The organism is Thiohalobacter sp. (genome assembly GCF_027000115.1).
Classification (GTDB): domain Bacteria; phylum Pseudomonadota; class Gammaproteobacteria; order Thiohalobacterales; family Thiohalobacteraceae; genus JALTON01.
On the sequence record NZ_JALTON010000040.1, the window covers coordinates 70,365 to 85,254 of the forward strand.

General features: G+C 67.2%; 9 protein-coding genes. 7 read left to right on the top strand and 2 right to left on the bottom strand.

Translation table 11 applies throughout. The annotated features are described in order from the left end of the window. Nucleotides 1-11: 11 nt before the first annotated feature. From MVF76_RS07395 to uvrD, 7 genes are all read left to right on the top strand, one after another. Nucleotides 12-911 carry a PfkB family carbohydrate kinase gene (locus MVF76_RS07395; RefSeq protein ID WP_297528166.1) on the top strand — a complete coding sequence of 300 codons (900 nt, stop codon included), beginning with the start codon at nucleotides 12-14 and terminating at the stop codon, nucleotides 909-911. Further along, complete coding sequence (locus MVF76_RS07400) at nucleotides 908-3,070, top strand: HAD-IIB family hydrolase (RefSeq protein WP_297528167.1); 2,163 nt, start codon at nucleotides 908-910, stop codon at nucleotides 3,068-3,070. Before MVF76_RS07395 ends, MVF76_RS07400 begins: the two co-directional genes overlap by 4 nt. Then, a complete protein-coding gene (locus tag MVF76_RS07405; protein WP_297528168.1) occupies nucleotides 3,070-5,472 on the top strand; it encodes a sucrose synthase in 2,403 nt (800 codons plus the stop codon). Before MVF76_RS07400 ends, MVF76_RS07405 begins: the two co-directional genes overlap by 1 nt. 21 nt (nucleotides 5,473-5,493) lie before the next feature. Next, complete coding sequence (locus MVF76_RS07410; protein ID WP_297528169.1) at nucleotides 5,494-6,351, top strand: hypothetical protein; 858 nt, start codon at nucleotides 5,494-5,496, stop codon at nucleotides 6,349-6,351. After that, the gene (locus tag MVF76_RS07415; RefSeq protein ID WP_297528170.1) at nucleotides 6,351-6,704 is read left to right on the top strand and encodes a hypothetical protein; all 354 of its coding nucleotides are present in this window, start codon (nucleotides 6,351-6,353) and stop codon (nucleotides 6,702-6,704) included. Before MVF76_RS07410 ends, MVF76_RS07415 begins: the two co-directional genes overlap by 1 nt. Before the next feature lie 37 nt (nucleotides 6,705-6,741). Continuing rightward, nucleotides 6,742-8,232, top strand: coding sequence for a 2Fe-2S iron-sulfur cluster-binding protein (locus MVF76_RS07420; protein WP_297528171.1), 1,491 nt, complete (start codon nucleotides 6,742-6,744; stop codon nucleotides 8,230-8,232). 67 nt (nucleotides 8,233-8,299) lie between these two features. After that, a complete protein-coding gene (uvrD, locus tag MVF76_RS07425; RefSeq protein WP_297528172.1) occupies nucleotides 8,300-10,474 on the top strand; it encodes a DNA helicase II in 2,175 nt (724 codons plus the stop codon). Between the two features lie 67 nt (nucleotides 10,475-10,541). On the opposite strand, the gene MVF76_RS12990 is transcribed toward uvrD, so the two are convergent. After that, the gene (locus tag MVF76_RS12990; protein WP_317622945.1) at nucleotides 10,542-11,678 is read right to left on the bottom strand and encodes a methyl-accepting chemotaxis protein; all 1,137 of its coding nucleotides are present in this window, start codon (nucleotides 11,676-11,678) and stop codon (nucleotides 10,542-10,544) included. 199 nt (nucleotides 11,679-11,877) lie between these two features. Beyond that, the gene (locus MVF76_RS07440) at nucleotides 11,878-14,751 is read right to left on the bottom strand and encodes a putative bifunctional diguanylate cyclase/phosphodiesterase (RefSeq protein WP_297528173.1); all 2,874 of its coding nucleotides are present in this window, start codon (nucleotides 14,749-14,751) and stop codon (nucleotides 11,878-11,880) included. Between the last annotated feature and the right edge of the window lie 139 nt (nucleotides 14,752-14,890).

Here is a 14,890-nt window from a genome sequence, read left to right on the forward strand (position 1 = left end):
AAGGAGAGTGCATGGCGCGGGACGCGCAGCTTGCACGACCACTGATCTTCGGCGAGGTTCTGTTCGACTGCTTCGAGGACGGGACCGAGGTGCTGGGCGGCGCGCCCTTCAACGTCGCCTGGCACCTGGCCGGTTTCGGACTGGACCCGCTGTTCGTCAGCCGCGTCGGCCGCGACCCGCAGGGCGCGGCGGTGCGCCAGCGCATGGCCGACTGGGGCCTGCGCACCGAAGGCCTGCAGTTGGACGACCGCCATCCCACTGGTCGGGTGGAGATCCGCATGCTGGCCGACGGCGGCCACCGTTTCGAGATCCTCGCCGACCAGGCCTACGACCACATCGATCCCGCGCCGGTCACGGCACTGCTGGAGCGCCTCCCCGCAGATCTCCTCTATCACGGCAGTCTGGCCGTGCGTGCGCCGGCTTCGGCGGCGGCGCTGGCCGCGCTGCGCGCGCGCGGGCTGCCGCGCTTCGTCGACATCAACCTGCGCGCGCCCTGGTGGCAGCCGGAGCCGGTGCGCGAGCTCATGGCCGGCGCGCGCTGGCTGAAACTCAACGACGAGGAGCTGGATCTGCTGCAGCCCGGCGAGGCCGGGCCCGGAGCGCGTGCGCGTGCGCTGCGCGAAGCCAACGGCCATGACTGGCTGATCCTGACCCGCGGTGCCGCTGGCGCGACCCTCTACACCGCCGACGGCGAGTTCTCCGGCACGCCACCCTGGGTCGAGGTGGTGGATACGGTGGGCGCGGGCGACGCCTTCGCCGCCGTCTGCCTGCTCGGCCTGATCGAGGGCTGGCCGGCGGCGCGCACGCTCGAGCGCGCACTGGCATTCGCCGCCCGCATCTGTGGCCAGCGCGGCGCCACCGCGCCCGACCGCGCGCTCTATGCGTCGCTGCGCGAGCGCTGGCAGTCATGAGCGGGCAGGAAGGCCGTTACATTATTCTGATCAGCGTCCATGGCCTGATCCGCTGCCAGGACCTGGAACTCGGCCGCGATGCCGACACCGGCGGCCAGACCAAGTATGTCGTGGAACTGGCACGGGCGCTGGCCCGGCATCCGGACGTTTGGCGCGTGGACCTGCTCACCCGGCAGGTGATCGATCCCAAGGTGTCCGACGACTATGCCGAGCGCCTGGAGCCGCTGGACGACGGCGCCTTCATCGTCCGTCTCCCTGCCGGTCCCCGCCGCTACCTGCGCAAGGAAGTGCTCTGGCCCTATCTGGACAGTTTCACCGATGCCGCCCTGCAGCACATCCGGCGCATTGGCCGCCTGCCCGACGTGGTGCACAGCCACTACGCCGATGCCGGCTACGTTGCCGCACGCCTTACCGCCCTGCTGGGGGTGCCCATGGTGCACACCGGCCATTCGCTGGGACGGGTCAAGCAGGCGCGCCTGCGCGAGAAGGGGCTGAGCGATGCCAGCATCGAGTCCCAGTACAACATGAGCCAGCGCATCGAGGCCGAGGAGGTGGCGCTGGACAACGCCCAGATGGTGGTGGCCAGCACGCATCAGGAGGTCGAGGCGCAGTACGCCCAGTACGACAACTACCAGCCGAAGCGCATGCGGGTGATCCCGCCCGGCACCGATCTGGAACGCTTCCACCCGCCGCGCCGGGGTGAGCCCTGGCCGCCGGTGTTCGACGAACTCAAGCGCTTCCTGCGGGCGCCGAAGCAGCCCATGATCCTCGCCCTGTCGCGGCCGGACGAGCGCAAGAACATCCACAGCCTGGTCGAGGCCTTCGGCCAACGGCCCGGCCTGCGCGAGCGGGCCAACCTGGTCATCGTCGCCGGCAACCGTGACGACATCGCCGAGCTGGAACGCGGGCCGCGCCAGGTGCTCACCCAGTTGCTGCTGCAGATCGACCGCCTCGATCTCTATGGCGATGTGGCCCTGCCCAAGCACCATGCGCCGGAGGATGTGCCCGACTTCTATCGCCTGGCCAAGCGTCTGCGTGGCCTGTTCGTCAATCCCGCGCTGACCGAGCCCTTCGGCCTGACGCTGATCGAGGCCGCTGCCAGCGGCGTGCCCATCCTCGCCACCCGCGACGGCGGGCCGCGGGACATCCTCCGTCACTGCCGCAACGGCCGGCTGGTGGACCCGCTGGACGTGGCCGCCATCGGCCGGCATCTCGAGGAGATGCTGTCCGATCGCAGGCAGTGGACGCGCTGGTCGCGCAACGGCGTGCGCGGGGCACGGGCGCACTATTCCTGGTCGGCCCATGTCGAGCGCTACATGAAGGAGCTGGCACGCATCTGGAAGGCAGAGCGTCCCCGCGAAACGCTGTTTGTTTCTTCCCGCAGCCGAATGCCCACCATTGATCGCCTGCTGGTCAGCGCGCTGGACAACACCCTGGTGGGTGACGACGAGGCCACCCGCGAACTGATCGAGCGCCTGCGTGCCGCCGGCGATCATGTCGGCTTCGGCATTGCCACCGGCCGCACCCTGGACAGTGCCCGCCGCCTGATTCGCAGACATGGACTGCCCACACCCGATCTCATTATTTCCTCGGTCGGTTCCGAGATCCACTACGGTCACGCCATGGTCCAGGACGATTCCTGGCAGCGCCACATCGACTTTCGCTGGGAGCGGGAGCGCCTGCGCGAGACCCTGCGCCAGTTCCGCGGCCTGCGCCTGCAACCGAAGATCGAGCAGCACCGTTTCAAGCTGAGCTATTTCTACGACCCCGACAAGGCACCGTCACTGCGCGAGCTGGTGCGCCACCTGCGCCAGCAGGATCTGCACGCCAATGTCAGCCTGTCGCGCAACATGTTCCTGGACCTGCTCCCCATCCGTGCCTCCAAGGGCCTGGCGCTGCGCCACGTCTGCGTGCGCTGGGGGCTGGAGCCGGAGAAGGTGCTGGTGGCCGGAAGCTGCGGCAACGACGAGGAGGTGCTGCGCGGCAACACCCTGGGGGTGGTGGTGGCCAACCATGGCCCCGAGCTCGAACGCCTGCGTGGAAAACCGCGCATATTTTTTGCAGGGCATGAGCACGCCCGTGGCATTCTTGACGGCATCGACTACTACGATTTCCTGGGCGACATCCGCATCCCGGACGAAACCCTGATGGAGGCCTGATGCAAGCGCTGGACGATTTTCTGGTCGAACACCCGGATCAGCTCTACCTGCTGCTCAGGCACTATGTGAGCCTGGAGCGGCCGTTCCTGCTCCATTCCGATCTGTGGGACGAGTTCCAGCGCTTCTGTGCCGACGCCGGCAATGGCGGGGTGTGCAATTCGGCCCTGTCCGAAACCATCGCCGTGGCCCAGGAGGCGGTGATCGAGGCCCCCTGGGTGTACATGGCCATCCGGCCGCGCATCGCGCGCTGGGAGTATCTGCGCTTCAATCTGGACGCCGCCTGCCACGATCGGGTGGAGGTTTCCGAATTTCTGGCCTTCAAGGAACGCCAGGTGTTGCCGCCCGGGGCGCGCGAGGCGTGGGTGCTGGAGGTCGATCTGGGACCCTTCAACCGGGAGTTCCCGCAGCTGCAGGAATCGCGTTCCATCGGTCGGGGCGTGGAGTTTCTCAACCGCCGCCTGTCCAGCCAGTTGTTCGACCAGCTCGGCAAGGGCGATCGCCGGTTGCTGGAGTTCCTGCGCGTGCACCAGTGCAACGGCATGCAGCTGATGCTCAACCAACACATCACTGATGTCGCCGGGCTGCGGCAGGCACTGCGTCGGGCCGAGGATTATCTGGCCACGCAGCCGCCGGAGGCGGGCTGGCAGCAGGTCGGTCACCGCATGCAGGCGCTGGGCTTCGAAACCGGCTGGGGGCGCACGGTGGCGCGCATGCGCGACACCCTGCATCTGCTGTCGGACATCCTCGAGGCCCCGGAACCACAGAATCTGGAGCGGTTCCTCAGCCGCATTCCGATGATCTTCAATCTTGCCATCCTGTCACCGCACGGTTTCTTCGGTCAGGCCAACGTCCTCGGCCTGCCGGATACGGGCGGGCAGGTGGTCTATATCCTCGACCAGGTGCGAGCGCTGGAAAAGGAGATGCGTCGGCGGCTGAATGAACAGGGGCTGGACATCGAGCCGCAGATCATCGTCATCACCCGCCTGATCCCCGAGGCGCGTGGCACCAGCTGCGACCAGCACATTGAGCACATCATGGGCACCCAGAATGCCCGCATCCTGCGTGTCCCCTTCCGCGAGGCAGGCGGGGAGGTGGTGCCGCACTGGATCTCCCGCTTCGAGATCTGGCCCTATCTGGAGCGCTTTGCCGACGATGCCGAGCGCGAGCTGCTGGCCGAGCTGGGCGGCCGCCCCGATCTCATCGTCGGCAACTATTCGGACGGCAATCTCGTCGCCACCCTGATGGCGCAACGGTTGCACGTGACCCAGTGCAACATTGCCCATGCCCTGGAAAAGACCAAGTACCTCTACTCCGACCTGTACTGGAAGGACAACGACCCGGAATATCACTTCAGCGCCCAGTTCACGGCCGACCTCATCGCCATGAATGCGGCCGACTTCATCATTACCAGCACCTATCAGGAGATCGCCGGCGATCGCAGCAGCGTCGGGCAGTACGAGTCCTATGGCAGCTACACCATGCCGGGACTGTACCGGGTGGTGAACGGCATCGACATCTTCGATCCCAAGTTCAACATCGTCTCGCCCGGCGCCGACCCCGAGGTCTACTTCCCCTACACGGAAACGGAGCGCCGCCTGAGCGCACTGCATCCCGAGATCGAGGAGCTGATCCATGGCGCGCCCTGCGACGCGGCCCGCGGCGCGCTCACCGATCGCGACAAGCCGCTGCTGTTCTCCATGGCGCGTCTGGATCACATCAAGAACATCACCGGCCTGGTCGAATGGTTCGCCAACAGCCCACGCCTGCGCGAGGCGACAAATCTGCTGGTGATCGCCGGCCATGTCGATGTCGCCCGCTCCGACGACCGCGAGGAGCAGGAACAGATCCGGCGCATGCACGCGCTGATGGACGGATACGGCCTGGACGGGGAGATGCGCTGGCTGGGCATACACCTGGACAAGCGGCTGGCCGGCGAGCTGTACCGCTACATCGCCGATCGCCGGGGTGCCTTCGTGCAGCCGGCCCTGTTCGAGGCCTTCGGCCTGACCGTGATCGAGGCCATGAGTTCGGGACTGCCGACCTTTGCCACCCGCTACGGTGGCCCGCTGGAGATCATCGAGGACGGTATTTCCGGTTTTCACATCGATCCCAACCATGGCGAGGAGGCGGCCGAGCGCATGGCCGGCTTCTTCGAACGCGCCGCGCGCGAACCCGACTACTGGGAGCAGATCTCGCGCGGCGCGCTGGAGCGGGTACAGGCGCGCTATACCTGGAAGCTCTATGCCGAGCGCATGATGACCCTGTCGCGCATCTACGGTTTCTGGAAATATGTCACCAACCTGGAACGCGACGAGACCCGACGCTATCTGGAGATGTTCTACGGCCTGCAGTTCCGGCCGCTGGCGCGCGCCATGCTGCCCGACGCGCCGGAGCCATCATGAGTCCTCCGCGGCCGGACGAGGATGGGTGAAGCCGTGCAGCCTGCCTACTATGGTATCCGCCGCTTCTGCCCCTACCAGGGCGTGATCCAGGTGGTCGACGTGGGCGCGGCGCGGGCCTATTCGGTGGACGGTCGCCACTGGCAGGTGCGCATCCAGTCCGGGGCCGGGCGTTCCCGCTGGGCACCGGGGCGGGTGGACGAGCAGGCGGCGGTCGAGTGTCATGCGGAGGGGGCCGATGCCCTGATGCAGGCCCTGAATCATCGTCCCGGGATCCCGTTCCCTCTGGCCGATCGCTTCGAGCTCTGGCTGCTGCGCCGGGAAACGCGACTGCCGCTGGCCCTCGTCAAGACCCGCCTGCGGCTGGAGGACGCCGGCGAGGTGACCGATCCCGCGTGGCAGCCCTTCCTGATGTCACGCAGCGGTTTCCGCTGTCAGGCCCTGGAGGCGAGCCGTCCCGGGGCGCGCGTGCGCGCGCAGGACGTGCTGGAGCGACAGGTCAACCTCGCCGCCCGGCCGCTGCCGGTGCTGCAGTGGTTCGAGCGCCTGCCCGATGGCGGCGGCATCGGTCATGGCGGACTGCGCGTGGACGGAACCCTCGCCGGCCGTCACCTGCCTGCCGAGGCCTTCCCGGAATTGCTGGTGGATCAGGCCTGGGCGGACCCGCTGGAGCGCGCCCTGGTCGAGGACTATCACGCCTGGAACGCGCCGCTGCTGCTGGCGCACCAGAACCTTTCGCCGGCCACCCGTGGCTGGCTGGAGGTACAGGCACGCCGGCGTCCGGACGTGCTGCTGAGCCACTACCCCATGTACCCGGAAGTCCTGGACGAGTCCGCCATGCAGGTGGCGCTGGTCTCGGGCAAGCTGATGCAGAGCCAGTGATGCAGGCAGCGGTGGCAGCCCTGGAGGCGCAACTCGCGGTACAGGGCAGGGAATTCCTGATCGACGACTGGCCCGGCCCCGGCGAGGCGCGCATCCGTTTCCTCGGCCGGTTCCAGGGCCAGCCGGTGGTGTGGAAGGCCAGGCTGTGCGCGCTGGCAGCGGATGATGCCGGCCCACAGTACCTCGACATCGGCCCGGCCGAGGCTGACGGTGTGCCGCTGGAGATCGGGCTCGCGATTCCTGTCATCGACGAGGCCGCGATGCGCAAGACCGTGATCATGGTGCGCAACTACCGTCGCCTGCGTCCCGGCCGCCACGAATTCGCCGGGCCGCGCAAGCCGCCATCCTGCTAAGATTGGAAGCGACACCTCTCGGCAACGGAGCCTGCCCATGTCACAGCTGATCAGTCTTTCCCGTGCCGCGCGCCTCGTCGGCGTGCGCCGGGCGACGCTGCAGAAGCAGATTCGCGAAGGCAAGCTGCAGACCTTCGAGGGCGAACTGGATCTGAGCGAGCTGCTGCGGCTCTACCCGCAGACCGATCTCGACCGTGGCGGCATGATCGAGCGTGCCGACCGCATCATCGAGCAGGCACGGGGCAAGGCCTCCTTCAATCGTCGTGCCGGCCTGCCGGACGCCGAGGTTTTGGCCGCGCGGCTCACCGAGCTCAGTCACGAGCTGGCCACCGCGCGGGCGCGGCTCAACCGCTACGGCAAGCTGGTCGGGCAGTTGCGGGAGCGTCTGGAGAACCTGGCCGAGTCCGAGGAGGATCCCGCCCTGCGCGAGTTGCTGCGCTGGCTGGTCGAGCAGGAACGGGAGGCCGCGCAGGCCGTCAGCGCCCACGAGGAACTGGTCGCCAGCGATACCTTCATGCGCCTCATCGCCGCGCGCATCGTGCTGCATCCCTCCGGCCACGACTTCTTCGTGGAGGGCAGCGATACCCTGCTGGAGTCGGCGCTGCGTGCCGGGCTCAATCCCCACTACGGTTGTACCGACGGCAGTTGCGGCCGCTGCAAGGCGCGTGTGGTGCAGGGCGAGGTCAAGCGGGTGCGCGATTTTCCGGAGTGCCTGAGTGACGAGGATGTTACCGAGGGCTACTTTACCCTGTGCAGCCACACCGCGGTCACCGACGCCGTGCTGCAGGCCGAGGAGGTGCGCCGCCCGGAGCAGGTGCCGCAGCAGCGGCTGACGGCGGCAGTGCGCCGGGTCGAGGCGCTGGAGGAGGACATGCGCGGCCTCTATCTCACCCCGGTGACGCCGGCGCGGCTGCAGTTTCTGGCCGGCCAGTCGGTGGTGCTGGACATCGCTGGCGAAACCGCCAGCTTTCCGGTCGCCAGCTGTCCCTGTGACGCCACCCAGATCGAGATCCATGTGCCGCGTGGCGACGATACCGTTTCGCAGCGCGTGTTTCGCGGCCTGGATGTGGGCGACGAGGTCGGGCTGGCGGGTCCGCACGGCAGTTTCGTGCTCAACACGGACTCCCACCATTCGCTGATCTTCATCGCCTGGCACCGCAACTTCGCGGCGCTCAAGAGCCTGGTCGAGCAGGCGGTCGCCCTGGACGCGTCCGAGGAGATCTGGCTCTACTGGCTGGTGCCCGGTACCGCCAAACCCTACCAGCACAACCTGTGCCGGGCCTGGGAGGATGCGCTGGACAATGTGCGCTATCGGCGTATCCCCACCGACGAGATCGCCTTTACCCGTCCGGATTCCGAGGACGGCCGCCATGCCCTGATCGATGCCCTGGCGCGGATGGCCGAGGAACATTACCGGGTGCGCACGCACGACTTCTATATTGATGCCCCGCATGGCATCGCGCGCCACGTCAAGCGCTACCTGATCGCGCGCGGCGTGCCCGAGGCCCAGATCCGCACCCGCGAATGAGGCGGCAGCCTGGAGCGTCACGCCGCCGATCGGGTATACTGGCTGTATATCCATACAGCCCTGTTCCATGGACATCTCCCACATCATCGATCCCCTGAACGATGCCCAGCGCGAGGCGGTGACGGCGCCGGCCGGGCACGTGCTGGTGCTGGCCGGGGCGGGCAGTGGCAAGACCCGGGTGCTGGTGCACCGCATTGCCTGGCTGGTGCAGGTGGAACAGGTGTCGCCCTTCGGCATCCTGGCGGTGACCTTCACCAACAAGGCCGCGCGCGAGATGCGCGGGCGTACCGAGCAGTTGCTGGGCGTGCCGGTGGGCGGCATGTGGGTGGGTACCTTCCACGGCCTGGCGCACCGGCTGCTGCGTGCGCACTGGCAGGAGGCGGGGCTGCCGGAGACCTTCCAGATCCTCGATTCGGACGATCAGCTGCGGGTGATCAAGCGGGTGATGCGGGGGCTGGATCTGGACGAGTCACGCTGGCCGCCGCGCCAGATCCAGTGGTTCATCAACGGGCGCAAGGACGAGGGCCTGCGGCCGCAGCACATCGAGCACCAGGGCGATCCCTATCTGCGCACCCAGGTCGAGATCTACCAGGCCTACGAGGACCTGTGCCGGCGCTCCGGCCTGGTCGATTTCGCCGAGATCCTGCTGCGCGCCCACGAGCTCTGGCTGGAGCGGCCGCGGATCCTCGAACACTACCGCGCCCGTTTCCGCCATATCCTGGTCGACGAGTTCCAGGACACCAACAGCATCCAGTACGCCTGGCTGCGGCTGCTGGCCGGGGACAGCGGCCGGGTGTTCGCGGTCGGCGACGACGACCAGTCCATCTACGGCTGGCGCGGCGCCCGCATCGAGAACATCCATCGTTTCAGCCAGGATTTCGGCGATACCCGCCTGCTGCGCCTGGAGCAGAACTACCGCTCCACCGGCACCATCCTCGCGGCTGCCAATGCGCTGATCGCCAACAACCAGGGCCGGCTCGGCAAGAATCTCTGGACCGACGGCGAGCAGGGCTCGCCCATCGAGGTCTACAACGCCTTCAACGAGTACGACGAGGCACGGTTCGTGATCGAGGGCATCGAGGCCGCCATCGAGGAGGGCCGGACCCGCGCCGACATCGCCATCCTCTACCGGTCCAATGCCCAGTCGCGCCTGTTCGAGGAACAGCTCATGCAGCGCGGCATTCCCTATCGCGTCTATGGCGGCCTGCGCTTCTTCGAGCGTGCCGAGATCAAGGACACGCTGGGCTATCTGCGTCTGGCTGCCAACCGCGACGACGACGCTGCCTTCGAGCGGGTAGTCAACCAGCCGCCGCGCGGTATCGGCGAGCGTACCCTGGCCATGGTGCGCGACACGGCGCGCCTGCGCGGTATCTCCCTGTGGCGGGCGGCCGAGGCCGTGGTCGCCGAGGGCCTGCTGCCGGCCCGCGCCTGCAACGCGCTGCGCGCCTTCATGACGCTGATCGAGGAACAGGCGGACGGCCTGCAGGCGCTGCCGCTGGAGGCGCAGGTGCAGCAGGTCATCGACGCCGCGCGGCTGGTGGATCACTTCCGCAAGGAAAAGGGGGAGCGCGGCCAGGCCCGCATCGAGAACCTCGAGGAACTGGTCAATGCCGCGCGCCAGTTCGAGCTGCCCGAGGACGAGGCCGAACGGGGTCCGCTGGCCGCCTTCCTGGCCCATGCCGCGCTGGAGGCCGGAGAGGGGCAGGCGGACGCCTGGGAGGACTGTGTGCAGCTGATGACGCTGCACTCGGCCAAGGGGCTGGAATTCCCGGTGGTATATCTGGTCGGCATGGAGGAGGGGCTGTTCCCGCACCAGATGTCGGTGGAGGAGCCCGGGCGGCTGGAGGAGGAGCGCCGGCTCTGCTATGTCGGCATGACCCGTGCCCGCGAACGGCTGGTGATGAGCTGGGCCGAGCGCCGCCGCCTGCATGGCCAGGAGAACTACGCCTTGCCCTCGCGCTTCCTGCGCGAGATCCCGAGCGAGCTGGTGCAGGAGGTGCGGCCGCAGATCCAGGTCAGCCGGCCGCTGTACGGATCGGGCGCGCCGGTAGCGGCGCCTGCGCTGGCCGACGCCGATCCGCAGGCCCTTCAGCTCGGCCAGCAGGTACGGCATCCGAAGTTCGGCGAGGGCGTGGTGCTCAACTACGAGGGCAGCGGCGCGCATGCCCGCGTGCAGGTGAACTTCCGGGAGGCCGGCGCCAAGTGGCTGGTAGTGGCCTACGCCAACCTCGAAGCGCTTTGAACTCGCGCTGGCGTGTTATCGCGCGACCAGGGGCGCTACACGTAAGTCATGGCGACGGCTGGCCTCGTCACCCCCAACGAGCCAACAGATTGTGATCGTTCTCCCCGGTTGCGGCCATTTGTTCGAGGCATTCCAGGACCTCCATGCTGGCCTCTTCCATGGCGCGGAGGGCTTCAAGGGCGCCACGGATGTCGCCGTCGTTGTAACGCTTCAGGGCCTCGACGCCATTGTGATGAACCGCCTCGTGGGGCGCTTCCATCTCGCGGTAGCCGGCGAGCTGCGAGAAGCACTCACGTCCCTCGCCCTCGTAGTACCACTTGCCCAGACGGCACTGATGATGGGAGGCGAACTCCTCCACCGGCTTGCTGGAGATGCCCATGAGTATCTGATAGATCTCGAACTTGTAGCGCAGGTGGTCGGTCTTGGCCAGTTCCACGAAGCTGCGCAATGCACCGGCGGAAATGGCGCCTTCCATGCGCCTGGACAGAGAGAGGCTGGTGTTCATGGCGTTGCCGGCCTCTGTGCCGATCTGCCCCAGTTCCTCGCTGTCTCGCGCCATCTGTTCCATCTGTTCCCGAGCCTTGCCGGTTTCCTCCTGGATGCGGGCGACCTCCTCGGCGATTTCCTTGGTGGCGGTACCGGTACGTCGTGACAGGTTGCGGACCTCGTCGGCGACCACGGCAAAACCGCGACCGTGCTCGCCGGCGCGCGCTGCCTCGATGGCCGCGTTCAGGGCCAGCAGATTGGTCTGGTCGGAGATCTCGTTGATCAGGGAAACGATATTGCCGATGGCGGCAGCGCGGGCATTCAGACTTTCCACCATCTGTGCGGCATCATTGGTGGTGTCTATGACCTTGCCGAGGCTCGAAGTCATGCGCTGGGTGCTCTCGCGCGCCTTCACAGAGGCATTGGCGGCCTCGATGGCCGTGCCCTTTTCGTCCCTGAGCGATCCGGCCATGCTCGCCAGCGTCGACTGCAGGGCGACGATCGATTCGCCGAAATGGCGGAAGTTGCGGAACAGGCCGTCTGCCAGTTCGTGCCGGCTCGCACGTTGTGCCAGTTCGGCTTCCAGGTCGGAACAGGTCTGCTCCAGACGCGCCATTTCTTGGCGAGCGGCCTCGAGTTCCTGTCTCAGCCGCTCGTTTTCCTTGCGTGATTCTTCGAGTTGTTCGCGGCAACCGCCAAAAAGACCGGGAAATGCCATGGTTTTCTCCGTAACAGGGTGCTGGGTTACAGCCGGGATAACGGCGGGATACCGGAATATCTTTAAGCCACTATTGGGCCAAGACGGGAACCGGCGGCGGGTAAGCCGTGAGGCCACAGGGCAATGAAGCGGCTTCCGGTCCCGTCTGACGGCGCCCGCTTCCCGACACAATAAGGCAATATGCGGGCCAGGAACTGTCTCAGGCCTTGAGGGGGTGTACCGATGCCAGTGCGGGCTGGGCCAGGCTGAGCAGCCGGTCGCGCGGCTTGCCGATGAAGTTGCCCTGGGCGTAGTCCACGCCATATTCCCGCAGCAGCTTGAGGATGGCCTCGGACTCCACGTATTCCGCGATGGTCACCTTGCCCAGGGCGTGGGCGACCTGGTTCATGGATTGCACCATGGCCTGGTCCACGCTGGCCTGGGCCATGCCCTGCACGAAGGAGCCGTCGATCTTCAGCTTGTCCACCGGCAGGTGCTTGAGATAGCTGAAGGAGCTGAAACCCGAGCCGAAGTCGTCGAGCGCGAACTGGCAGCCGATGTCCTTGAGTTCGCCGATGAAGCGCTCGGCGGCGCCGAGGTTGGCGATGGCCGCGGTCTCGGTGATCTCGAAGGTGAGCCAGGCCGGGTCCAGCCCGGTTTCGCGCAGCAGCCCCTGGATCATGGGCAGCAGTTCGGCATCCTCGAAGGCACGCCCGGAAAGATTGATGGAGAAGCGCACAGCGCTGCCCTGCTCGCGCAGGCCGGCGAGCTGGTGCATGGCGCGGGCGACGATCCAGCGGTCCACGCTGTGGATCAGGCCGAAGCGTTCCGCCGCCGGCATGAAGCCGCCGGGCAGGATCACGTCGCCGTCGTCGCAGAGCATGCGCACCAGCACCTCGTAGTCACTGACCTCGCCGGTCTCGACGCTGGCGATGGGCTGGTACACCAGCTGGAAGCGGTCGTGCTCCAGCATCTCGCGGACCCGTGCCGCCCAGCCCATGTCCTCGGCCATGCCGGCCTTGTCCTTGTCCGCCGGGTTGTACAGGTGGACCCGGTTGCGGCCGTGGGTCTTGGCCATGTTGCAGGCCAGATCGGCATGCGAGAGCACTTCGTCGGCGGAATCGACGCTGGCATCGATCATGGCGCCGCCGATGGAACAGGTGACGTTGAAGGGCTTGCCGTCGTAGTGGAAGCGGTAGTCCTCGAACAGACGGCGGAAGTTCTCGCCCACCCGCGCCACCTGCGAGGCGCTGACGTTGTACACCAGCAGGGTGAACTCGTCGCCGCCGAAGCGTGCCAGCAGATCGCCCTCGCGCACATGCGAGGCGAGCAGGCCGCTGATCTCCACCAGCAACTGGTCGCCGGCGGCATGGCCGAGGGTGTCGTTGATGTACTTGAACTGGTCCAGGTCAATGTAGAAGAGCGCGCACTGGGCGCTGTTGCGCGCCACCCGCGCCACGGTGCGTTCCAGCTCCTGCTGGAAGTAGTGGCGGTTGAACAGCCCGGTCAGGGAGTCGTGCTCGGCCTGGTAGGCGAGCTGCTGCTGGAAGGCCTTTTGTTCGGTGATGTCGCGCGCGGTGCCGCTGATGTGCACCACCCGCCCCGCGTCGTCGACGTGGGCGCGGGCGTTGAAGCTCAGGTGGTGCGGGCGGCCGTCGCGATCGAGGTGCACCGTCTCGTACTGCACCAGGTCGCGGCCGGACAGGATGGTGCGGAAGGCCTCCTGGCACTGGTCGCGATGATCGGGCGCCTGGAATTCGGAGAAGTGCCGCCCGATCATTTCTTCCGGCGCCAGGCCGTAGATGGAGTGGCTGGCGCGGTTGAGATAGGTCCAGCGGCCCTCCGCGTCCATGCTCCAGACCAGGTCGTGTGCCGTTTCCACCAGGTCCCGGTAGCGGGCCTCGGCGCTGACCAGCCGTTCCTCGGCCTGCTTGCGCTGGCCGATGTCGGCAACCAGACAGGTGAACATGCGATGGTTGCTGATGCTCATTTCGCTCACCCGCACCGACAGCGCCAGCGGCTGGCCGTTACGGTGCATGCCGGTGGTCTCCTGTTCCTGGCCGGAGGGTTCGGGTACGCCGCGGTCGTTGACCAGCGCCGGCATCAGCCAGGCCAGCGGCTTGCCGCGGATCTCGGCAGCGAGGAAGCCGAACAGCTGTTCCGCAGCGGCATTGAAGGTATCGATGTTGCCGTCGGCATCGGTGACGATGATGCCCTCCGCAGCGGTGTCGACCACGGCCCGCATCTGGGACTCCTGGTCGCCGAGGCGGCGGAACACGCGTCCGAGGGTCTGGGTGAGGTAGCCGATCTCGTCGGTGGACTGCGGGCGCAGCTCCGCGAGATCCTGATGGGTGGACGCCCCGCTGCGCCCGAGCACGGCCTCCACCGGCGCCAGCGAGTGCGACATGCTGCGCACCGCCGCCCAGGTTACCGCGAAGGTCGCCAGGGTCAGCCCGCCCCACAACGCGAGCAGGCCGAGGTCCAGGCTGCCGATGCGCTGCCAGCTGAACTGCATCAGCAACGAGTAGGACAGCAGCGGCAGGAAGCCACCCAGCAGCAGGAGCTTGGACTTGAGGCTGACCTGCACCCGCGGCAGGCCCAGCCGCGGCACCAGCCCGCCAAGGCTGTCCAGCGCCTTGAGATAGAGCGGCAGGCCGACCAGTACCGCCACCGTGAGCTGCAGCAGCAGGAACTGGCCGATGGCACCGGCGTGGGTGCCGTCGAGGCGGCCCAGGACACCGAAGTAGACGATGGGCATGGCCACCGCGTGCAGCAGGAACAGCGTCCAGTAGGCCCGCGGGAAGCGACTCATCCTCCGATGCAGCGCCGCAGGGGCCGACTGCCCGGCCCCGGCCCGTGCGACCCAGTCTTGCAGGGGTGCCAGGTAGCGATCAAAGTGCCAGGCTGCCAGTGCGCCGAGCGCCAGCAGGTACAGCGGCAGGGCGCCGGTCTCGAGCAGGGTGCGGAACTCGTGCGGCCCGGTCAGCCCGAACAGGGCGGCAACGCCGAGTCCGGTCAGCGGGGTCAGGGTCAGGCCGAGGATGGGCCAGGCGAGCAGCGGCCGGTGGCCGCGGTCGGGGCTGGAACGGGTCACGGGCGGGGGCCTCTTCGAGGGTGGCGACGGTGGTCGACGGAATGTCGACGCGCCTGGCGGATGATATTTATTGTTGGATTTGAGTCCATTATCGCATCAAATGAACGTGTCGCGGTAATATAATCACACAACGCATTTG